This is a genomic window from Rhizobium sp. 10N414, assembly GCF_056394785.1.
Genome location: NZ_JBFTIN010000001.1, coordinates 299,238 through 321,335, shown reverse-complemented (window position 1 = coordinate 321,335; position 22,098 = coordinate 299,238). Strand labels below are relative to the sequence as shown.

Here is a 22,098-nt window from a genome sequence, read left to right as displayed (position 1 = left end):
TCGCGAAAAATAATGGGTCGGCTAAACGTTCTTCAAGGTGCGGCGTGGCTGCTGTGACCGCGCCATGCCGCTCCAGAGATACCAGAAGACCGAGATCAGGATGATCACGCCGCCGATGATCGTGGAAAGCGTCGGCGTCTCAGAGAAGGCGAGCCAGACCCAGAGCGGGCCGAGCACGACGTCGAGCAGACCGATCAACCCGGCCTCGCTCGAGGGAATATAGCGGCCGCCGGTCATGAACAGTAGATAGGCGATTCCCGATGTCGTCGACCCGAAGACGGCAAGCACGAGGATCTCCTGCAGGCTCGGTATCGCGTGCGACATCAGTGGCAGGCAGAGCAGCACGCAGAAGCCGGATCCAAGCGCATTGACCGGCGCCAAGCGCAGTGCGGGGTAGCGCCGCGCCGCGACGAGCAGGATGCTGAAGGTCAGCGTCATCAAGAACGCCAGCGCGTTGCCGGCGATGTCCTGGGGCCTCGCGCCGAAACCTGCAACGATCAGAACGCCAACGAAGGCGATCATACTGGCGATGAGCACACGCCTGCTGATCTTCTCCTTCAACCAGACATAAGCGATGGCTGCCGCGACGAACGGGACTGTCGCATAGATCGCCAGCACGTTGGCGACGGTCGTCAGCTTCAGCGCGCCGATGTAGCCATACATCGATATAGCGGCCATGAGACCGAACAGCGGATAGAAATAGAGCGGTACCTTACCGGGTTCCGCACTGATCCGCTTCTTTGCCAGAATGATGATCGTCAGCGCCAGACCGCCAAACAGCGAGCGCCATCCGAGCACGGTCCAGACATCGAGATCGAGCGCGCGGACGAAGAGCCCCGCGGTGCTCCACATGATCGTAGCAATGCTGACGAGGAGCATACCGTAGGTGCGGGGCTGCATGGCGGGTCCGTTCGTTGGAAGGGCAGCGTCGAATCAACACTCGATCTCTATCAGAGGCGCACGACCTGCGATCGATCGGTTGCGCCACGCCATAGCGTAATCGGACAGAAATGTTTCCGAGACAGGTGCCTTAGCGCTATCCGAGCCTAATGTAGGGAACGTCCTTCTTGGCCACCTCGTCGAGCGCCTCGTCATAGCCGGCATCGGCATAGCGCATGACGCCAAGCGCCGTGTCGTTGGTAAGCGCATGGTCGAGCCGCTCGTCGGCAGCGTCGGTGCCATCGGCCACGACGGTGACGCCGCAGCTCGTCATGTAGCCGGCATAGCCGCCGCCGCCGGAATGGACGACGACAAGATCGGCCATCGACGAGCAGAGCATCATCGCGTCGATCAGCGGCCAGTCGGCGATCGCGTCGGAGCCGTCCTTCATCCGCTCGGTCATGATGTTCGGATGCGCCATCGCGCCGGCATCAAGATGATCCCGCGAGAAGGCGACGGGCCCTTTCAGTTCACCGCTTGCTACGAGCTCGTTGACCCGGCGGGCAAGCATCGTGCGTTCACCGTGACCGAGCCAGGCAATACGCGCCGGCAGTCCTTCGAAGGGCACGTGCTCGCGCGCCAACCGGATCCAGTTGGTGATGATCTTGTTGTCTGGGAACATTTCGAGCAGCAGATCGTCGATCCGGGCGATATCACTTTCCGCGCCTGACAGTGCCATCCAGCGGAAAGGGCCGATTGCCCGGGCAAAGAGCGGTCGCAGATAGGCTTCGGTGAAGATCGGAATGTCGAAAGCGTTGGCGACGCCGCCTTCCTTGGCCTGTGTGCGGATAAGGTTGCCATTGTCGAAGACCTCGGAGCCCTTCTTCTGGAAGTCCAGCATGGCAGTGACGTGCTGCACGATCGAAGCTCGGCTTGCCGCCATCAGCTGTCCTTGACCGTCCTCGCGCAGTTCGCGAACCTGCGCAAGGCTCATGCCCTTCGGCACGTAGCCGTAGACGAGGTCGTGCGCGGAGGTCTGGTCGGTGACGATATCCGGCACGATGCCGCGCCGCGCGATCTCGGGATAGATTTCCGCAGCATTGCCGACGAGACCAACCGAAAGCGCCCGCTTGTCCTTCACGGCAGCATCGATCATCGCAAGCGCAGTATCGAGATCCGGCGCGATTTCCTGCAAGTAGCCGATCTCCTGGCGCTTCTTCGCGCGCTCGGGATCGATGTCGACGCAGAGGATGGCGGCCCCCGCCATGCGGCCGGCGAGCGGCTGCGCGCCGCCCATTCCGCCGAGCCCCGCCGTCAGCACGAAGCGTCCGAAGAGATCACCGCCGAACCGGCGCTCGGCAATGCGCATGAAGATTTCATAGGTGCCCTGGATGACGCCCTGGCTGCCGATATACTGCCACGCGCCAGCCGTCAGCCCACCCCAGCAGATCAGCCCCTTGCGCTGCAGCTCGTAGAAGACCTCGGCCTTCGCCCATTGCCCGACGATGTTGCAGTTCGCCATGATGACAAGCGGCGCCTTCGGATGCGTCTTCACGAGGCCGATCGGCTTGCCGGACTGGATCAGCAGCGTCTGGTCCTCGTCCATTTCGGTCAGTGCCTTGACGATGCCCTTGTGCGCCGCCCAGTTGCGCGCTGCCTTGCCGAGCGCGGCATAGACGATGAGATTGTCCGGATCCTCACCGACGGAGAGAACGTTCTCCAGGAGCCGCAGCAGCGCCTCCTGCCGCCAACCCTTGGCGCGCAGCTCCGGCCCGCCCGGTATCGGAAATTTCGGGTGACGTGGATTGGGCTTCGGCATCTTGGTCGTTCCTCTATCTCTGTCTTTTTTGGGTCACTTGGGCCCAAGCTCCGTTCACTTGGCGGGCAGTGAGCGCACAAAGGCCGTCGCGGCCTCCAGGAGACGGCGCCGCAAATCGTCATCGCCGTAAATCTCCGCGCCGACCCGGATCCAGCCGTGCATGGTGCGACCGCCGAAAAGCATCTGCACGGCGCCGGGCAAATCGAGCGCCCAGCCGTCATTGCCTTTGCCGAGGCGGACCAGCATGCCGTCTTGTCGGGCGCCGCAAAGGAGATTGCCGTCGAGCAGAAAGGCCAAACCACCGAACATCGGCTTCTCGCTGAGACCGGACATAGTACCCAGCTCTTCCCTCAGCAATTCCTCGAGGCCGACGTCCCGCGCCATGCGATCAGGCCTTTGCCGCGAGCGCGTAGCGGGCAAGCTCGATCCCCATCGCCTTCTCCACCGGGGGATAGACCGTCGGGTCGAGAACGCTTGCCGACAGCGGAATGATGCTCATCGGCACATGCAGGATGAAGACATGCATCCCACCCTTCAACTGACCGACGCTCAGCGGCTCGCCCTCGGGCGAGAGCGTTGTGATAACCGAGGGGAAGGTGGCGATCCGTTTGCCCTCGATGTCGTCGACGGCCATGTATTCGTTCATCACATGCATGGTCACCGCCTTGTCGCCGGAGCCGACGACGATCGTGCCGATGTCGAAGGCCTCCTTGGTATAGACGACGTCCTTCTTGGTGATGATGCCTTCGGCCAGGATGTGCCCGCCTGTTGTCTTGCAGATGGCATCGATCACGGCTGAACCGCCGTTCTTCTCAGCCGCAATGATCGCCTCGCCCAGCGCCAACGCCATCGAGATGCCGCCAAGTGCTGCGTGGGTACGCACATAAGAGGCGCGCAGCGGATTGCGGCAGCTGGCGATGAAGCCGCCCGACTGGTCGGAAGCCGCCCGCAGGATCGGCGAGATCTTCGCCGTCGCCCCCTTCACGACAAGCTCGATGTATCGGCTTTCGGCGCGGTTTCCGCCGACCGCCGTCTGGATCATCTGCTCGGGCGAGCCCGCCATGCCGATCGAGCCCATGTCGCCGGTCGGATGCGCGCGGATATCGCCGACGGCATCGACGACTTTTGTTCCGAGAATGGCGGAGGGCAGCCAGCCGTTCAGCGTCGACGACTTGCCGTTCTGGCCGATGATCAGGCCGGACAGTTTTTCGCCGAGTTCGTCCTGCAGCAGCTGCACCGCCTTCACATAGTCGATGCCCTGCATCTCCCAGGGTGTCGTGGAAGCCGGCGCGCCGATCGCGGCGGCCGTCGCGATCCAGTCGTCGTCCTTCAGCTCGTCGATCGACACAAGTTCCGGCTTGCCGACGTTGACCGCTGCATAGCCGAGCATGCGTCCGTGATCCGCCCAGCCGCCGCCGCCGGCGGCATAGACCGACCCGCCCTTGACCGCTGCTTCGACGTCCTTCTCAACGAGTATGCGTCCCATCAGGCATTCTCCTGCTTCAAGCTCTTGTCCATGTCCATGACGGCTTCGAAAAGCACGGCCGCCCCAAGCGCGATGTCGTCGTTCTCGGCCCACTCGTCAGCGGAGTGGCTGCGCCCCTCCTTGCAGGGTACGAAGATCATCGCGGCGGGCGCCACCTTGGCAATCCAGGCCATGTCGTGACCGGCGCCCGATGCCATTCGCCGGTGCCTGGCGCCGACGGTTTCGCAAGCCCTTTCGAGCGTCTTCAATAGCCCGGCATCGCTCGGCGTCGGATAGTTGTCGGAGACGCGCATCGGGCTTTTGATGGACGCTCCGTAAGCGATGGCTAACTTTATGACATGTTCGTCCAGCCACTCGCAGAAGGCCTCCATGTCGTTGCGAATCTCGGCGCGCCCATCGATCAGCAGGACGACCTTCGAGGGAACGACGTTGGCGGCATTCGGCTCGATCCGGAACTCGCCGACCGTCGCCGCAAAATGCCCGGGCGTCTTCGCCCGGGCGGCTGCGGCATTGCGGATATCGAGGACGAGTTGTGCGGCGGCGACCAGCGCATCCGAGCGGCTATCCATCGGCGTCGTGCCGGCATGGTCGGCGCGGCCTTCGACGATGATCTCAATGCGGGTGATCCCGGCGATCGCCGTGACGATGCCGATATCGTTCTTCTCGTCGTTCTCAAGGACCGGACCCTGCTCGATATGCAGTTCGAGAAAGCCCGAAATATCGGGCCTGTTTTGCTGCTGCAGCACGCCCGGGCGCCCGCCGACCTCGGCAATGGCCTCGGCGAGGTCGCGTCCTTCCGTCGCGCGCGAAAGCCAGGCTTCCGGCAGTTGCCCGGTCATGCCCCGGCTGCCGATACAGGAAACGCCGAAGATGCTGACCTCCTCCGCAAGGAAGTCGACGATCTCCAGGTCGTGATCGAGCTCGATGCCCCGATCGCTGAGTGCACGCGCGACCTCAATCGCCGCCACCACGCCGGCAATGCCGTCGAAACGCCCGCCATCCGGCACGGTGTCTGAATGCGAACCGAGCATGATCGTGCCGCGCCCGTCGATGGCGCCCCGCCGCTTGCCGATCAGATTGCCGGCGGCATCGATCCGGGTCTCAAGGCCAGCCGCTCGCATGCGCGCTTCGATATAGGCGCGCCCCTCGAGAAAGAGCGGCGAGAAGGCACGGCGGGTCCAGGGATGGCCGGGTTCAGTGATTCCCGCTAGGGCGTCGATATCCTCGGCGATACGACCTGCGTTGACCGGCAGGTTTCTGGTCATTCTGCGGCTCCCGCGATCACCTGCCTCGGCAGCGGATGGACAAATCGCCCCGTCCCCGGTTCAGCCAGCACCGTCGCGCCATCGGTGATCTTCTCCCCGCGCAGATAGGTCGCGGCGACCGTCCAGGGAAGGCGGATGCCGTTATAAGGGCTCCAGCCGACCACGTTGTTGCCGCTCGCAGCTGCGTCATAGACCGTTTCGCGCGGCTCAAGCACGACGATATCGGCGTCCTTGCCTGGCGTGAGCGCTCCCTTCACGTGGTCGAGGCGGAAATGCTTTGCCGGGTTCTCTGCCATCAGCTTGGCCGCCCAGGTCAGCGGGATACCGCGCTCGGCGGCACCCTTGATGAAGAGCGGCACCATCACCTCGAGCCCGGGCACACCGGACGCGTTCGCCAGCATGTCAGGATTGGTCTTGCGATTTTCGGACCAGCTGACGTGATCCGTCGAAACCAGCCAGACATTGCCCTCGGCAACCCTGCGCCACAGCGCCTCGACCTCGGCACGCGGCCGGATCGGCGGATTGATCTTCGCCTTGCCGCCGAGGCGTTTGACGTCGTTTTCCTCGTCCAGCGTCAGATAGTGAATGCAGCATTCCACCGTCGCCTCGAAACCGTCACGGCGATAGGCGCGCGCGATGTCATAGCCGCGTCCGAGCGAGCAATGGACCACATGCGAGGGGCATCCCGTATTGGCGCCGGTTTCAAAGATGGTGTGCATTGCCAGCAGTTCGGTGATCGGCGGCCGCGACAGCCCATGCGCCCGCCAATCGGTGATCCCGCTTGCTTTCACGCGCTCCATGTAGGTGTGGACGGCCTCGTCATCCTCGTTGTGGACGCCGGCGGTCAGCCCGGTCGGCGCAATTGCGGCAAAGCATTCGTCCAACAGGGCAGGGGGAATGCGCGGAAAACGTTTCGGATCCGTGCCAAACGTCGAGAACTTGAAGGCGGCAACGCCGGCATCCACCATTTCGGCGACCCGCTTGGCGCCTTCCTCGGGATCCACGGTGCCGTAGAGCGCAAAATCGACCCGCGCCTGCGGGCCGGCAGAGGCGATCTTCTTCTTTACCGCTTCCGCCGAACAGACAAGATTGCCTTCATCATAGGGCATGTCGACGATCGTCGTCACGCCGCCGGCAGCAGCCGAGCGCGTCGACCAGATGAAATCCTCCTGGTTCTTCTGCGACAGAGAGTGAACTTGGGCGTCGATTGCTCCGGGCAGGATCAATGCCTTGCCGAGGAGATTGCGTTCGCGGGCGGCAGGCGGTACGCCGAGGCCGATTTCCGCAATCTTGCCATCGCGGACGGCAACGTAGCCGGCTTCCAGAATGCGCTCCGGCAAAACGACCGTGCCTTGCAGAACGAGATCGAAATCAGCCATGCCGCTTGCTCCGTGGCGAATATTGAAGGATCAGATGGCGACCGGTTCCTGGGTCAGGCGCTGCTCGATGCGCGCCAGCGAGCCGAGCGCAAAGAAATCGTCGAAGGATGCGATAGGCACCTCTTCGATCAGCTTGGACATGAAGGCGTCGGAGCCGAATTCTTCCTCGATCGCTTCCACCTCGGCAGAAAGTGGCCGGTCGACCGTATAAAAGTCCGCATGCTTGCGAACGACGTCATAGAGCATTCCGCCGACACCTTTCGGCTTGTCGCCGAGGATGTCCACGGCCTGTGCGGAAAGCAGCGCCTCGAGAGCGGCGAGGCGCATCAGTGCCCGCATCTGACGCTCGAAACGCTCGATCACCAGCGGCAGGAACGCGGCCTCGTCCTCAAGCCCGGCTGCGACCACCAGCGACTGCGCGGAAACCGGGTTCGACATCGACAGCACGCGGGAGAAGATTTCGCCGGCCAGCTTGATAATCGGGCCGAAACCGGTGGCGATACGGCCGGGCGGCACGAGATTGACCGGCAGGTCGCGGCGCTGGCCGTTGCCGAGCAGGACGCAGCGGTTGAAGGCATTGCGGGCCGCGTGCGCCATGCAGAGAGCGGCCGATTCCAGCAGGATCGTTACGTCGAGCGGCAGCGATCCGCCCGAGGTCATCACCCGCCCCTCGACGACGACGGGGTTGTCGTCGGAGCGTCCGGTGGCGGCCAAAATCTTGTGGCCCGTCGTCAGCAGGTTCTCGATCACCGCCCCGAAGACCTGCGCGATCATGCGCAAGCTCAACGGGTCCTGGACGTGGGTCTTGACTGGCCATTGCCAGGCGTCCGACGCATTGCAGAGCCAGGAGCCGATCAGGGCCTCCCGGGAGGTGCCGACATGGCGGACGGAAAGCCACGGGTCGCGGGAGGCGCCGAGCGCGCCTGACGCCATCATGCCCGAGGCCAGCAGCACGCGTATGGAGGCCGCGGCGCTGCGGGTCGCGTCCGCCGCCGCGGCAAAGCTCACCGCGTTGACGCTGAGCGATGCCAGGCTGTCGCGCGGAGCCATGGTGAAGGGCTTCATGCCGGCCGCGGCGAAGGCATCGGCCGCCTGCATGCGCTTGCCACGGTAAATCGCTTCCCCGACGCCGGTCAGCACGGCGCCGATCTGGCCCATGAGACCGATGTCGGCGCAACCAATGGAGCCGGTGCGGCGGACGACCGGGATGATGTCGGCCTCCAGCATGCGCATATAGGCATCGACGAGTTCACGCGTGCAGCCGACCTGTCCCGTCAATGCGGTGTTGATGCGAATGGCCATCGCGTTGCGCACCACGGAGCTCGAAAACGGTGTCCCGGTGCCGAAGTGATGCGCACGTACCAGCCCGAGATTGAAAGCGTCTAGGTCCTCCGGAGACCACTCGACATCCTTCATGGCGCCGACGCCGGTGGTCGCCCCGTAGACGGGCATCCCGGCCTTGATCGCGTCCTCAACGATCCCGCGGGCATTCTCGATGCGGGCCATTCCGGTCGCGGAAGCTGACAGCGCCACCTTGCCCGATCCGACCCTCACCATCTCAGCAAAGCTGAGCGGTTGCCCGGAAAGTTCGATGCGGGGGCGTTCATGCTTCATCTGCCATATCTCCTTGAAAAGTGAGAGTATGCGACGGCGCTACTGAATGGGATATCCCAAATATCGAACACAGCATGCATTGCGATGGATCAGGTGATCACCCAGGCTATATAGAGAAGAGCAAGAGCGATAATCCAGAGGGCGACCCGACCAGAGCGATTGTGGCGCGCCTCGGATTTGCCGATCGCCTCGGCCGTTTCCGCGTCGAACCGCAATCCATTCTCGCTCATCTGTAGCAGCTGATGGTGAAACTTCTCGGTCTTGGCGGCAATCTCCGGCGCCGCTTCGGCAAGCTTCACAGCCGCCTTCAGCCCGTCCTTGAGATCGGAGACGATGCGCTTCGGGCCGAGATTGTTGCGGATCCAGTCGCCGACGACGGGTTCGGACGCCTTCCACATGTTGAAGCGTGGATTGAGCATGCGCGACACGCCTTCGACCACGACCATGGTCTTCTGCAGCATGACCAGTTCCGGTCGCGTCGCCATGTCGAAGAGTTCGGTCACCTCGAATAGCAGCGTCAGCAGCTTGCCCATCGAGATCGTCTCGGCAGGCTGGCCATGAATCGGCTCGCCGATCGCGCGGATCGCCTGCGCGAAGCTCTCGACATTGTGGTGGCCCGGCACGTAGCCGGCTTCGAAGTGGACCTCCGCGACCCGGATATAGTCGCGGGTGATGAAGCCGAAGAGAATTTCGGCGAGGAAGCGGCGTTCTTTTTTCCCCAGGCGTCCGACGATCCCCATGTCAACGGCGACGATATCGCCGTGTTCGTCGACAAAGAGGTTACCGGGATGCATGTCGGCGTGGAAGAAGCCGTCGCGCAGCGTGTGGCGGAGGAACGACTGGATCAACGTGTCCGCGAGCAGGTTGAGATCGTGGCCGGCGGCGCGCAGGCCCTCGACATCCGACATCTTCACGCCGTCGATCCACTCCATTGTGATCACGTCGCGGCCGGTGCGCTCCCAATCCACCTTCGGCACACGGAAGCCCGGGTCCTTCTCGGTGTTTTCAGCAATCTCGGAAAGGGCCGCGGCCTCCAGCCGCAAGTCCATTTCGACCTTGGTGGTCTGCTCCAGTGTCTTCGTGACCTCCACCGGCCTCAGGCGCCGGCTAGAAGGCATGAAGCGCTCCTGCATGTGAGCGACGAGGTACATTGCCTCGATATCATGCGTGAACCGCTGGCGCACGCCGGGGCGGACGACCTTGACCGCAACCTTCTTGCGTCCGGCAGGCGTATCGACCTCGGCGGGGTGCACCTGGGCAATCGAAGCCGCTGCAATCGGCTCATCGAAGCTCGCATAAAGCTCCTCGATCGGGCGGCCGAGAGACCCGGCGATGCTCGCCTTGGCCGCTGCGAGCGGAAAGAATGCCATGCGGTCCTGAAGCTGCGACAGATCGTCGGCAAACTCGACGCCGACGACATCCGGACGCGTCGCCAGGAACTGGCCGATCTTCACGTAGGAGGGGCCGAGCCGCTCCACCGCCTGCGCCAGCCGGTCGCTGCGCTTCTTCGATTTCGAACGATTGCGCGCGAACAAGCCGACAAACGACTTGGCGATGCCGACGGACGGCGGAAGATCTTCCGACGGCAGGGCCGAAATTACACCTTCGCGCACCAGAATCCAGCCGACGCGAGAGAGCCGGAAATATGCCCCCAGAGTGCTCATGCCGGATTGCCTGCCTGCGAAAGCCAGCGGGTGAACGATGTGCCCTCAACCATGCGTCAGAGCTTCCAGCCGGAATGAAGGGCTGCGATGCCGCCGGTATAATTCGTGAAGCTCGCGCGCGAGAAGCCGGCATTGCGAATCATCTCGGCGAAGTTCTCCTGGTTGGGGAACTTACGGATGGATTCGACGAGATACTGATAGGGCTCGGCCTCGCCGGTGATCGCCTTGCCGAACTTCGGAATGGCGTTGAACGACCAGCTGTCATAGACGCGGTCGAGCAGTGGCATGTCCACTTCGGAGAATTCGAGCACGAGCAGCCGGCCGCCGCGCTTCAGCACGCGATGGGCTTCGCTGAGCGCCACGTCGATGCGCGGCACGTTGCGGATGCCGAAGGCAATCGTATAGGCGTCGAAGCTGTTTGCTTCGAACGGCAAGTCCTCGGCGTTGGCCTCGACGAAAGTCAGGTTGTCGGAGAGCTTCTTGTTGGCGGCGCGTTCGGCTCCGACGGCGAGCATCGAGCCGTTGATGTCGAGCACGGTTGCATGGGCCTGCCGGTTCGAGGCCTCGACGATGCGAAACGCGATATCGCCGGTGCCGCCGGCAACGTCGAGAACCTTGTAGCCGGGTTCCTTGCGCGGATTGAGGGCTGAGATCATCGCATCCTTCCAGACGCGGTGCATGCCGACCGACATGACGTCGTTCATGATGTCGTAGCGCTTGGCGACCTTATGGAAGACCTCGTTGACGAGGCCCTGCTTTTCACCATCCGCCACTTCGCGGAAGCCGTAGGATGTTTCCATGCCGCCTTCGGCGGAGGTACGGCTTTCTGACATCGAAATACTCCATCTATCTGAAATCGGCGCGGCGACCATAGCGAACGGACCCGCGCAGCGCTATCTGTGGGCCACGGTCAAAGCTGCGGCACCTTGGCGCTATAGCGCACAACGCCCGTGGTTGAAACATGTTAGATATAGATGGGTTAAGATGCCGGAATTGCCAGAAGTCGAAACCGTCAGACGCGGGCTTGCCCCCACCATGGAAGGCGCGCGGATCGCCCGCCTGGAACTGCGCCGCAAGGACCTGCGGTTTCCCTTTCCGGACGGTTTGGAGGCGCGGGCAACCGGTCGCGAAATCGTCGCGCTCGGTCGCCGCGCCAAATATCTGCTGATCGATCTCGATGACGGCACGACGATCATCTCGCATCTCGGCATGTCAGGTTCCTTCCGCATCGAGGCAGGACCGCTATCCGATGCTCCCGGCGAGTTTCATCATGCCCGTTCGAAGGATGAAAAGCACGACCACGCGATCTTCCACCTGGAAGGACCGAATGGCATCAGCCGCGTCATCTATAATGACCCGCGCCGCTTCGGCTTCATGGATATGGCGCAGCGCTCCGAGCTTGATCTCAATCCCTTCCTCTTCGGCCTCGGGCCGGAGCCGACCGGCAACGAACTCAGCGCTGCCTATCTGGCGGAACGATTCATGGGCAAGGCGCAGCCGCTGAAGAGCGCGCTGCTCGATCAAAAGAATATTGCCGGGCTCGGCAATATCTATGTCTGCGAGGCGCTGTGGCGCGCGCATTTGCGCCCCACCCGGGCAGCGGCGACTGTCGTCACCAAGACCGGTAAGCCGAGCAAGCAGATGGACCTCCTCGTTGCGTCGATCCGCGACGTCATCGCCGACGCCATCAAGGCGGGGGGCTCGTCCCTGCGGGATCATATCCAGACGGATGGGTCTCTCGGGTATTTCCAGCACTCTTTCTCGGTCTATGATCGCGAAAGTCTACCTTGCCGCACGCCCGGTTGCGGCGGTACGGTCGCGCGCATCGTTCAGGCGGGGCGCTCGACCTTCTACTGCCCTGACTGCCAAAAATAACGGGAGGATTGTCCATGGCCTACGAAACGCTGATCGTTGAAACTCGCGGGGCGGTAGGGCTCATCACATTGAATCGCCCGCAGGCGCTGAACGCGCTGAATTCGACAGTGCTGAAGGAGCTTCTACAGGTTCATGAAGCCTTCCAGGCCGACGACGCTATTGGTGCGATCGTTTTGACTGGCTCCGAGCGCGCATTCGCCGCCGGTGCCGACATCAAGGAAATGCAGCCTCTCGGCTATGTCGATGTCTATAGCCGCGATCTGATGAGCGGCTGGGACGACGTTGCCAAGGTGCGCAAGCCTGTCATCGCTGCCGTCAGCGGCTTTGCGCTTGGCGGTGGCTGCGAACTCGCGATGATGTGTGACATCATCATCGCTTCGGAGACTGCCAAGTTCGGCCAACCCGAGATCACCCTCGGCGTCATCCCCGGCATGGGCGGCTCTCAGCGGCTGACGCGCGCCGTCGGCAGATATAAGGCCATGGATCTGATCCTCACCGGCCGGATGATGGATGCCGCCGAAGCGGAGCGCGCAGGACTCGTTTCACGTGTGGTGGCGCCCGAGCGCCTGTTGGACGAGGCGCTGGAGGCGGCCGCCAGGATTGCCTCGCTGTCGCGTCCTTCCGTTCTGATGGCCAAGGAAGCGGTCAACCGCGCCTTGGAGACGACCCTGGACGAAGGTCTGCGCTTCGAGCGCCGGCTTTTCCATAGCCTGTTTTCCACCGAAGACCAGAAAGAGGGGATGACGGCCTTCATCGAAAAGCGTAAGCCTGCCTTCAAGAACCGCTGAGCCTTGGAGAAAGGCGGCGTTTCCTTGAAAATGCGCGTTGACGTGGGTCGGCTTTAGGGTTATATGCCCGCCCACGGTTCGGGAAGCCACTCCGGTTTTCCGATTATGCTCCCGCATTGCTGTATGAAGTGGCCGCAAGGCCCGCGGTGATGACGGAGTTTGTTCGAATTCTTAGAGAGGCATCCATGGCCAATACAACTTCGGCGAAAAAAGCGACCCGCAAGATCGCCCGCCGTACCGACGTCAATAAGGCTCGTCGCTCGCGCGTTCGTACTTTCGTTCGCAAGGTCGAAGAGGCAATCGCATCTGGTGATGCTGCCAAGGCTAAGGAAGCTTTCCTGGCCGCGCAGCCGGAACTGGCTCGCGCCGCAAGCAAGGGCGTTGTGCACGCCAACACGGCTTCCCGTAAGGTTTCGCGCCTGGCAGCTCGTGTGAAGGCTCTGTCGGTTTCTGCGACCGCATAATCTTTCGTTAATAAACGCAGCATTATGATTAGCCCGGCAACTTTGTCGGGCTTTTTCGATTCCGCCGACTAGCTTCCGTATGGTTAATTCGGCGACGATTTCATGTCGGGCGTGTGACATGAAAAATGCAATGAAAACAAATACTTGTTGTAGGATACTTCAGGTGTGCTCGACTCAGGCCCTACAATCTGCGGTCTGAGCAGAGTCAAGAAGCTTTTTTATTTTTTTCTTTTTATGCGTGTCAAAAATGCCCAGAATCGGAATCCCCTTGATTCAAAAGCGATTCTTTTTTGACATCGATGTGACGCTCAAAAACTGCAGCCGGAGTCAACGGCCCGCTCTTAATTTTGCGTAAAATTCATCGTTGATTCCCGCATTCGATCCTGCCTAAATGCCGATCAACAAGGGGTCCAGACATCACCTGTAAAGGCTTGGTCTGAAACTGCCACGTCGGCAGGGCGATGATCCTGTGCCACTTGTTACGGAGAGTCAAAGTCTTCGGTTTTTCACGCAGTTAGGCATTTTTGACCGCGATGTGGCTGTCGCGGAACGGTGATGTTTTGTGTGTTGGTTGCACGCGTTGCGTGAAGCCGAATTGGGAAGAGAAGTCGTGGCAGGACGATTGGACGCCGGTGTTACGAGGAACGGCATCCAGTCCGAGGGAACGCAGTCGAACCGCATGATGCGGCGCGCACTTTCCCGGGAGCATCTTGCGAGTGGGGCAGTATTTGAGTGAACCGGCAGGCGAGTGGCTCATGAGGGTGCCACTTTCTAGCCATAGCGGGGAAATAATCGGGCGACGAAACAAAGTCGGCCGACGAATGGAAGGCGGCATGATGCAGATGAATACAATGACGGCGGATGTCCTGGAGAGTGGGGACAATGAACCGCAGGCGTTTGGCTCTATTTGCGCCGAGGCGGCAGGGGAAAAGGGAGACATGAAGCATGGTGTACTTTTCGAGCGTGTCAGCGCCCGTCTGAAGGCGCAGGTCGGTCCGGATGTTTATGCAAGCTGGTTTGCACGGCTGAAATTGCATTCGGTTTCAAAGAGCGTCGTGCGCCTGACGGTGCCGACGACTTTCCTGAAGTCCTGGATCAACAATCGGTATCTTGAGCTGATCACCAGCCTGTTCCGGGCCGAAGACTCTGAAATCCTGAAAGTCGAAATTCTTGTTCGCACGGCAACGCGTGGCGTTGGTAAGCCGGCTGAAGAGCCGGTTTCCCCGGAGCCCGTTGCCGCTGCGCAGACGCGCCGCCCTGTGGCGCAGCATGCCGGCCAGATTGCGCAGCAGGCGGTTTCGTCCGCTGCCGCAGCCCGTCCGGCCACCTCCGGCCAGCCGCTCTTCGGCTCGCCTCTGGATTCCCGCTTCACCTTCGACACCTTCGTCGAAGGCAGCTCGAACCGCGTGGCACTTGCCGCCGCCAAGACGATTGCGGAAGCCGGACAGGGCGCTGTCCGTTTCAATCCGCTGTTCGTCCATTCCAGCGTCGGCCTCGGCAAGTCGCATCTTCTGCAGGCGATCGCCAATGCCGCGGTTCAGAACCCGCGCGCACTGCGCGTCGTCTATCTGACGGCAGAGTATTTCATGTGGCGTTTCGCAACCGCGATCCGCGACAATGATGCTCTGACGCTCAAAGACTCGCTGCGCAACATCGACCTTCTGATCATCGACGACATGCAGTTCCTGCAGGGGAAGATGATCCAGCACGAGTTCTGCCACCTGCTGAACATGCTGCTCGACAGCGCCAAGCAGGTCGTGGTCGCTGCCGACCGCGCTCCATGGGAGTTGGAATCGCTCGATCCACGCGTCCGCTCGCGTTTGCAGGGCGGCGTTGCCATCGAGCTCGATGCGCCGGACTACGAAATGCGCCTCGAAATCCTGAAGCGTCGCCTCGCCGTAGCTCGCGTCGAGGATCCGTCTCTGGAAATCCCGGCGGAACTGCTCAACCATGTTGCCCGCAACATCACTGCGAGCGGCCGCGAACTGGAAGGCGCCTTCAACCAGCTGCTCTTCCGTCGCTCCTTCGAGCCGAACCTGACGGTAGAGCGCGTGGACGAGCTTCTTGCCCACCTTGTTGGTTCGGGTGAGCCGCGTCGCGTCCGTATCGAGGATATCCAGCGCATCGTCGCACGGCACTACAACGTGTCGCGCCAGGAGCTGGTCTCGAACCGCCGCACCCGTGTCATCGTCAAGCCGCGCCAGATCGCCATGTATCTGTCGAAGACGCTGACGCCGCGGTCCTTCCCGGAAATCGGCCGTCGCTTCGGCGGTCGCGATCATACGACCGTGTTGCATGCCGTTCGCAAGATCGAGGAGTTGATTGCTGAGGATACGAAGCTCTCGCATGAGATCGAGTTGCTGAAGCGCCTGATCAACGAATAGTCGGGAAACCTTCTGTGCTTTGACGGCCGGGGCATTGCTCCGGCCGTTTTCTTTTGCGCACAATCTTCTGTACGCTGGCTGTGAGGAGCGTGTGCCGCGTGCGCAAAAGGGGAGGGAGTTGATGAGTTTCGACAGGATTGCCGTTCTCGGGCTGGGCAAGGTCGGGCGGTTGGCAGCGACGCTCCTGCACGAGGGGGGCTTCGAGGTTCTCGGCATCGATATTCAGGCGCCGACAGAGAGCCTTCCCTTCCAGTGCAGGAGTGGGGACGTTTCCGACCCCACCACCATCGGCGAACTGCTGTCGAGTGTCGAGGCCGTGCTTTCCTGCCTGCCCTATCACCTCAACATCGGCCTGGCGCGCGCTGCCCATCTTGCGGGGATCCATTATTTCGACCTCACGGAAGACGTGCCGACCACAAATTTCATCATCGAACTATCCAAGACCGCGCGCGGGCTGATGGCGCCGCAATGTGGCCTCGCCCCCGGCTTCGTCGGTATTGTCGGATCGAGCCTTGCGGATGGATTCGACAAATGCCGTTCCATTCGCATGCGCGTCGGCGCCCTGCCGCAGCATCCGACCGGTCTCCTCGGCTACGCCTTCAACTGGTCGCCCGAAGGCGTGGTCAATGAGTATTTGAACGACTGCGAAGTGATCGAGGGGGGCATTCACAAGCTCGTCTCGCCGATGGAATGGCACGAGACGATCTACGTCGAGGGTGTGAAGCTGGAGGCCTTCACGACATCAGGCGGCCTCGGCACCATGTGTGACACCATGCTCGGCAAGGTCGAGAACCTCGACTACAAGACGATGCGCTATCCCGGACACATGGATCTGATGAACTTCTTCTTTCACGAACTCCTGATGCGCGACAGGCGCAAGCTTGCCGGTGAAATCCTCACCAACGCCAAGCCGCCGGTCGAGGACGATGTTGTGTATGTCCACGTGGCAGCGGAGGGCACGGAGAACGGCAACCTGCGCCGCAAGGAGTTTGTGCGCGCCTACTATCCGATCGAGATAGCAGGCGCTCGCCGGACGGCGATTGCCTGGACGACATCGGCCTCGGTGGTTGCCGTGATCGAAATGGTGCGCGAGGATCTGCTGCCGTCCACCGGCTTCCTGCATCAGGAATACATTCCGCTGGAGATGTTCCTCAACACGCCGACCGGCAGTCTTTTCAAGACCGGTGCGCCTGGACGTTAGCCCGCCAAGCTAGTCCAGTATGCCCCCTCGAACGGGACCGCAGCGAAACGCTCGTTGATTTCGGCGAGGCTGCCCGCCGGATCGAGATCGCCGAACAGGTCAGGCCTTACCCAGGATGCCACGGCTTCCGCCGCCAGCACATTCAGCGGCACGGCGTTGAAGAAGTTCCACATGCCATGCACATTTCCCTCGCGCACAGCCTTCAGTGGGGCAAGGGCGGGTGCCTTAACGGTTTCCTGGAGCGACCGACGGGCTTCTGCGGGATCGACGCCAGGGCCAATGGAGAAGACGGTGTAGACGCCACCCGGCGAGCCTGTGGCGATATAGACGTCCGGCTCCGCCGCGATGATGTATTCCGCCGTCACCGGCCCGCCCTGCGGCGGTAGGTTCTTGTCCGCGATGTTGCGTCCGCCGGCAAGCGTGATCAACTCGCCGAGGCCGGTCCGGCCGATCGCCCAGCTGCCCCGTGTTGCGCTCGGGAAGGCGTCCATCAGCACCAGCGGCGCATCCTCGCCTCTCCCTGCCGACTCCGCCTTGATGCGCTGCACCCGCTTTTCGAAGAACTGCGCATAATCTTCCGCTTGCCGATCGCATTCCAGAACGCGGCCGAGGAGGCGAATGTCTCGCGGGGTGTTCTTCAGTGGATCGAGATTGAAATCGACGACGATGACAGGCACGCCGATCGATTGGAGATAGTCGATGGCACGTTCGCCTTGTTCGCCATCGGCCTGCCACCTGCCCATGATTGCAAGGTCCGCCTCCAAGGAGAGTGCGGCCTCAAAGTTCATGCCATCCGCCTGCCCATTGCTGACGAGCGGAACCTTGTCGAGGGCCGGAAACTTGCTGCGAAAGGCGTCGTAGATGAACGGATTGTCCGTCTTCATGTCGGTCGCCCAACCAGCAAGCAGGCTGACCGGATCCGGATGGATCAGCGACAGCGCGAAAAGATTGAATCCCGTTCCGAGGACGATCGACTTCGGCTTCCTTGAAATCGTCACCGTTCGACCGACCGCGTCGGTCACGGTCAGCGGCCAGCGCGTCTCGGCCTTCAAGAGAGCCGGCGCGCAGAGCGTCGTGGACGCGGCGGCGAGAAAGCCACGTCTCGTGATCGTGGAAAGGGTCATTGTACGTTCCTTTGGCTCGGAAGAGCGCAAGGCTTGCCGCAGCTCGGCACGTCGGGCAGCATGTAGCGCAAGCAGCATATCTTCCGCCGGGCGACGCGCTCACCATCCTCCTCGACATATCGGACGCTGCCGCAAAGAGGATTGACGCCGCCATCCGGCAGGCAGCCGCGCACGAACACCGTGAGATCGGGGCCTTCAGCTGGCCGGGTCAATCGCAGCGCATAGTCGAGATAGACAGCGGCATTGTTCCAGCACAGCTTGGCCGAAATACCGCAAGCGTTGAGTTTCGCGACCGCCTCGGGAAGATGTTGCTCCAACAATGGACCTATCGCCCCGAACCCGTCGTCCTCCTCGACCGCGGCATGCCCGCCCCGGTGTGGAACGCCGAACGCCCGTGGCAGCCCGTTCTCCTGCAATGCGATGGTCATCTCATCGAAGGCGATCGGCAGCGCCTGCGCGGCGAGGCGGCGCGCCAGCACGTAGGGGATGGAAAGAGTGGAGAAGTAATATAACGACCACATCGAGACGACGGCGCGCCTGTCGCTGTCTCCACATGCCTCGGCATAACGATCAATCGCCTGCCTGAACCCGCCGTCACCGAAGAAGCGCGGCAGCGGTACCCCGTCCGATAGCTCGGTTGAGAGTACCATCTTCTCGCTGCACCACGCATGCTCGCCGGCGAAAGCCGGCGAGAGAATCGAGGCGCTCTGGCCTCGATCGGCGACATGGTGCTGTGCGCTCGCCATCAGCTCACCATGTGTAGCGCAGGCTGCCGATCACGGCGCGGCCCTGGTCGCGATAGCAGAAGCCCGCCGAGCAGACGGCCTCCCGGCGGTCGAAGAGGTTGGTGGCGTTCACCTGCAGGCTCAGGCCGTCGTATTTCTTGTCCAGCGCCGCGAAATCATAGCTGATGGCGGCGTCGAAGAGGACGCGTGAGCCGTTCTGCGCCGTGTTGGCGTCGCTGGTGTAACTCTTGCCGAGATAACGGGTGCCGAAGCCGATGCCGAGGCCGTAGACCGGGCTGCTCTCCTGGAATGTGTAATTCGCCCAGAGCGAAGCCATGTGCCTCGGAACCGACGAGACGGAATTGCCAACGGTCCCGGTCGTTCCTTCCAGGATCTCGGTATCGGTGTAGGTATAAGACGCGACCAGCGACAGGCCGTTGTCGAGGCTCGTGTTCGCTTCGAGTTCCAAGCCACGGGAGCGAATCTTGCCGCGCTGCACCTGAATGTTCGCCGGTCCTGTCGGCAGGTTCACGACCTCGTAGTAGAGGCTGTTCTTCTGGTCGATATTGAACAGCGCAGCCGTCAGCAGCGTGTTGCTGTTCGGGAGCAGGTACTTGACGCCGATCTCTTCCTGCTCGCTTTCCGTCGGCTTGAAGGGCTGGTCCGTCTCCTGGTTGATACCGGCATTGGGTGCGAAGGCGGTGGAGTAGCTGGCATAAGGTACAATGCCGAAATCGGTCTCGTAGCCCAAGCCGACACGGCCGGAGAATGCCTTGTCCTTTTGCGAGAGGCTGGTCAGAGCGTTCGTGCTGAGGTCGGTATTGTCGGTGTCGGTCGAAACCCAGTCGTAGCGCCCGCCGACGGTGAGTATCCATGCGTCATAGCGGATTTGGTCCTGCAGGTAGGTGCCGACCTGCCATTGATCCTGGATGGTGCGCGTGTCGAAGTCGATCGGTGCAACGGGCGCTCCCGCGGTCGGATTGTTGGTGTCGAGCGGCGGCGACACGCCCCGACCATCGAGCGAACGCCAGCGCAGCTTGGTCAGATCCAGGCCCGCAAGCACCGTATGGTCGACCGCCCCCGTTTCGAACTTGGCTTCCAATTGATTGTCGAAGACGAAGGCCGTCAGCCGCTCGTCGAACGTGCCGGCGCTGCGGTCGAGGAGACTTGGATCGACCGCGTTGGGGGCGTAGGCAAAGGCCCAGTCGGCGTCGATGTTGAGCGTCGATGCGCGGGCGTTCTGGCGGAACACGAAGACGTCGTTCAGCCGGTGCTCGAATTCATAGCCGATGCGCGCCTGGTTCTGGACTGAATCGTTGAAGGCCGGATTGCCTGCGAAAATGTCGGTTACGTTGCCGGCCGGATCATTGTAGTAGGCCGCCGTCCCACCGGTCTTGGTTCGGGAATACTCGCCGAGAATGGTAAGCTTGGTATCCTCGTCCGGCTTCCACATGAAGGCTGGCGCGATATAGACGCGGTCGTCGGGAACGCTGACCTGTTCCGTGTTGGCATCGCGGTAGAGGCCAGTCAGGCGATAATAGAAGGGGTCCTCATTGTTAACGGGACCTGAGAGGTCGAACTGGGTCTGATAGCGTTGGTCGGTACCATACTGCAGCTGAACTTCGTGAAAAGCGTCTTCCGTCGGCCGCTTGGTGATGAGGTTGTAGAGACCGCCGGCGCCCGTTGCTCCATACAGCGCTGAGGATGGTCCACGCAGGATTGAGACACCTTCGAGGCCGTAAGGCTCGGTCTTGAAGAGTGACGAACCTGCGCCGGGCTGACGAAGGTTATCGCGGAAGATCCCGGTATAGGTCACGTCGAAGCCGCGCACCGAGAATGAATCGAAGCGCGGATCGAAGCCGTAAGCACCGACACGAGTGCCCGGTGTGTAGGCGACCGTATCGAGCAGGCTCTGCGGATTGCGGTCCCTCAACTGCTGCTCGGTTACGGACGAAATCGACTGAGGAATCTCGATGAACGGCGTGTCGGTCTTCGTGCCTGTCGCGCTGCTCTTGCCGACATAGCCGTCAGCCTGGATCACGCCGCCGCTGCCGCCATTGACGATGATATCTTCAAGAACCGTCGCTCCGTCTTGGTGCCCCGCGGCATCCTGTGCCGCAGCCGGCGCGAGAAGATGGGCGAGCACCACGCCCGTCAAAGCTGATGTGGAAAGGAATCGAGAAGAAAATTGAAGATTATTCATTGGCTTATCACACCGGAAGGCTCATTGCAGAATTTTATCTGGAGTGTAATAGTCAAGAAAAAGCCCGAAGAAAACCCTATTTTATGATTAAAATGCTCCACTTTTTAATCAGCATGACAAATCAGCCACAGTCAGGTCAGGCCTGTGCCTCGGTCAGCAGCCAGCGGCGAAAGGCCGCCGCTGCCGGTCGCTCGAGCGCGGGGCCCGGATAGACGAGGTGGAAGGCAAGGCGGCTTGCGATCCCAAGCGGGAAAGGCGTGATCACCGCACCTTCCTTCAGGTCCCGCTCCAGAAACGAGCGTCGCATCAAGGCAAAGCCGAGCCCGGCCTTCATCGCGTCATAGGCTCCGTTGCCATGCATGAAGATCGGCCCGCGCGACGGATCGACCCCCGTTGCGCCGGCCGCTTCCAGCCAGAGCTGCCAGTCATGGCGATAGACGTCATGGATCAGTTGGAAACCAGCGAGGGCGCCGGGCGACGGATTGCTCCCCAGTTCAGCGGCAAGCTTTGGCGTGCAGACCGGCACGAGTTCGTCATCGACGAGCCGCTCGCTGATCAGGCCGTCATACCCGCCGAGCCCGTGGCGGATTGCGAGGTCGATGCCGTCACGCTGAAAGTCGAGCACGCGGTGCGATGCGCTGATGCGAACGTCGATTTCAGGGTGCATCGCCTCGAAGCGCCCGAGACGCGGCACGAGCCAGTAGGTCGCAAATCCCGCCGTGCAGGTGACGTTGAGGACGGCGCCGCGTCCCCGCGCCGTGATTGCCGCCGTCGCCTCCCGGACCAGACGGAATGCTGCCCTAAGCGTCGAAAAATAATCCGCGCCCTCAACCGTCAAGGCCAGCGCGCGCGTCTTGCGCTCGAAGAGCTTGACGCCAAGCGATGCTTCCAGGTCACGGATCTGCAGGCTGACGGCGCCCGGCGTGACGTTGAGCTCTTTTGCCGCAAGCGTCATGCTGAGGTGTCGCGCGGCGGCTTCGAAGGCCCTAAGTGCTGAAAGAGAGGGAAGATAGTCGCTCATGGTTTAGCTCAGCTATATCATGGATCGAGAAAGACTCGTTTGTCTCCTGCCAGGCATCGCAATAATATCAGCATGAAAGCTGTCGAAAAAGCTGATTTAAGCTGCGCGATGAGCGAGAATTAATCGAGAATGGCCGCGTTCGAGACGCGCAACAATCGGGTGGTGGCAGCCAGCGGCTGGATGTATTCCGGTCAGGCTGACTAGGGA

18 protein-coding genes are annotated in these 22,098 nt (G+C 61.8%); 5 read left to right on the top strand and 13 right to left on the bottom strand.

The features are described 5' to 3' along the window. Nucleotides 1–21 precede the first annotated feature (21 nt). The 9 genes from AC1DE4_RS01590 to ubiE all read right to left on the bottom strand — a co-directional run bounded on the left by AC1DE4_RS01590 (nt 22) and on the right by ubiE (nt 10,939). Nucleotides 22–900, bottom strand: a complete 879-nt coding sequence (locus tag AC1DE4_RS01590) for a DMT family transporter (protein WP_112824782.1) — start codon at nt 898–900, stop codon at nt 22–24. 136 nt (nt 901–1,036) lie between these two features. Next, the gene (locus AC1DE4_RS01585) at nt 1,037–2,698 is read right to left on the bottom strand and encodes a urocanate hydratase (protein ID WP_477879599.1); all 1,662 of its coding nucleotides are present in this window, start codon (nt 2,696–2,698) and stop codon (nt 1,037–1,039) included. A gap of 54 nt (nt 2,699–2,752) precedes the next feature. Further along, nucleotides 2,753–3,082 carry a TfoX/Sxy family protein gene (locus AC1DE4_RS01580; RefSeq protein ID WP_477879597.1) on the bottom strand — a complete coding sequence of 110 codons (330 nt, stop codon included), beginning with the start codon at nt 3,080–3,082 and terminating at the stop codon, nt 2,753–2,755. Between the two features lie 4 nt (nt 3,083–3,086). Continuing rightward, a complete protein-coding gene (locus AC1DE4_RS01575) occupies nt 3,087–4,184 on the bottom strand; it encodes a DUF917 domain-containing protein (RefSeq protein ID WP_113470552.1) in 1,098 nt (365 codons plus the stop codon). Next, nucleotides 4,184–5,449: a Zn-dependent hydrolase gene (locus tag AC1DE4_RS01570; protein ID WP_477879595.1), complete on the bottom strand. Its 1,266-nt coding sequence runs from the start codon at nt 5,447–5,449 to the stop codon at nt 4,184–4,186. The genes AC1DE4_RS01575 and AC1DE4_RS01570 overlap by 1 nt, the downstream gene beginning before the upstream one ends. Further along, on the bottom strand, nt 5,446–6,828 hold the full coding sequence (locus AC1DE4_RS01565; protein WP_477879593.1) for a dihydroorotase: 1,383 nt from the start codon (nt 6,826–6,828) through the stop codon (nt 5,446–5,448). Before AC1DE4_RS01565 ends, AC1DE4_RS01570 begins: the two co-directional genes overlap by 4 nt. 30 nt (nt 6,829–6,858) lie before the next feature. Next, nucleotides 6,859–8,442, bottom strand: coding sequence for an aromatic amino acid lyase (locus AC1DE4_RS01560; RefSeq protein ID WP_477879591.1), 1,584 nt, complete (start codon nt 8,440–8,442; stop codon nt 6,859–6,861). An 89-nt stretch (nt 8,443–8,531) separates the two neighbouring features. Next, nucleotides 8,532–10,106 carry a 2-polyprenylphenol 6-hydroxylase gene (gene ubiB / locus AC1DE4_RS01555; protein ID WP_477879589.1) on the bottom strand — a complete coding sequence of 525 codons (1,575 nt, stop codon included), beginning with the start codon at nt 10,104–10,106 and terminating at the stop codon, nt 8,532–8,534. Nucleotides 10,107–10,162: 56 nt separating this feature from the next. Next, on the bottom strand, nt 10,163–10,939 hold the full coding sequence (gene ubiE, locus AC1DE4_RS01550) for a bifunctional demethylmenaquinone methyltransferase/2-methoxy-6-polyprenyl-1,4-benzoquinol methylase UbiE (RefSeq protein ID WP_477879587.1): 777 nt from the start codon (nt 10,937–10,939) through the stop codon (nt 10,163–10,165). Nucleotides 10,940–11,090: 151 nt separating this feature from the next. Here ubiE and mutM point away from each other — a divergent pair, with 151 nt between their 5' ends. From mutM to AC1DE4_RS01525, 5 genes are all read left to right on the top strand, one after another. Next, nucleotides 11,091–11,981: a bifunctional DNA-formamidopyrimidine glycosylase/DNA-(apurinic or apyrimidinic site) lyase gene (gene mutM / locus AC1DE4_RS01545; protein WP_112641833.1), complete on the top strand. Its 891-nt coding sequence runs from the start codon at nt 11,091–11,093 to the stop codon at nt 11,979–11,981. A gap of 14 nt (nt 11,982–11,995) precedes the next feature. Further along, the gene (locus AC1DE4_RS01540; protein ID WP_018855136.1) at nt 11,996–12,769 is read left to right on the top strand and encodes an enoyl-CoA hydratase; all 774 of its coding nucleotides are present in this window, start codon (nt 11,996–11,998) and stop codon (nt 12,767–12,769) included. A 185-nt stretch (nt 12,770–12,954) separates the two neighbouring features. Further along, the gene (gene rpsT, locus AC1DE4_RS01535) at nt 12,955–13,233 is read left to right on the top strand and encodes a 30S ribosomal protein S20 (protein WP_016552476.1); all 279 of its coding nucleotides are present in this window, start codon (nt 12,955–12,957) and stop codon (nt 13,231–13,233) included. An 836-nt stretch (nt 13,234–14,069) separates the two neighbouring features. Beyond that, on the top strand, nt 14,070–15,617 hold the full coding sequence (gene dnaA, locus AC1DE4_RS01530; protein WP_026371516.1) for a chromosomal replication initiator protein DnaA: 1,548 nt from the start codon (nt 14,070–14,072) through the stop codon (nt 15,615–15,617). A gap of 121 nt (nt 15,618–15,738) precedes the next feature. Continuing rightward, the gene (locus AC1DE4_RS01525) at nt 15,739–16,818 is read left to right on the top strand and encodes a saccharopine dehydrogenase family protein (protein WP_477879585.1); all 1,080 of its coding nucleotides are present in this window, start codon (nt 15,739–15,741) and stop codon (nt 16,816–16,818) included. Here the strand turns inward: AC1DE4_RS01525 and AC1DE4_RS01520 are convergent. The 4 genes from AC1DE4_RS01520 to gcvA form a co-directional block, all read right to left on the bottom strand. After that, nucleotides 16,815–17,942 carry an ABC transporter substrate-binding protein gene (locus tag AC1DE4_RS01520; protein WP_477879583.1) on the bottom strand — a complete coding sequence of 376 codons (1,128 nt, stop codon included), beginning with the start codon at nt 17,940–17,942 and terminating at the stop codon, nt 16,815–16,817. The two genes, AC1DE4_RS01525 and AC1DE4_RS01520, sit on opposite strands and share 4 nt — an antisense overlap. Next, on the bottom strand, nt 17,939–18,688 hold the full coding sequence (fhuF, locus tag AC1DE4_RS01515; RefSeq protein WP_113470555.1) for a siderophore-iron reductase FhuF: 750 nt from the start codon (nt 18,686–18,688) through the stop codon (nt 17,939–17,941). Before fhuF ends, AC1DE4_RS01520 begins: the two co-directional genes overlap by 4 nt. Before the next feature lie 4 nt (nt 18,689–18,692). Beyond that, nucleotides 18,693–20,870 (bottom strand): TonB-dependent siderophore receptor, encoded by a 2,178-nt coding sequence (locus tag AC1DE4_RS01510; RefSeq protein ID WP_477879581.1) that lies wholly within the window; start codon nt 20,868–20,870, stop codon nt 18,693–18,695. A 136-nt stretch (nt 20,871–21,006) separates the two neighbouring features. Further along, nucleotides 21,007–21,891 (bottom strand): transcriptional regulator GcvA, encoded by an 885-nt coding sequence (gene gcvA / locus AC1DE4_RS01505; RefSeq protein ID WP_169679247.1) that lies wholly within the window; start codon nt 21,889–21,891, stop codon nt 21,007–21,009. Between the last annotated feature and the right edge of the window lie 207 nt (nt 21,892–22,098).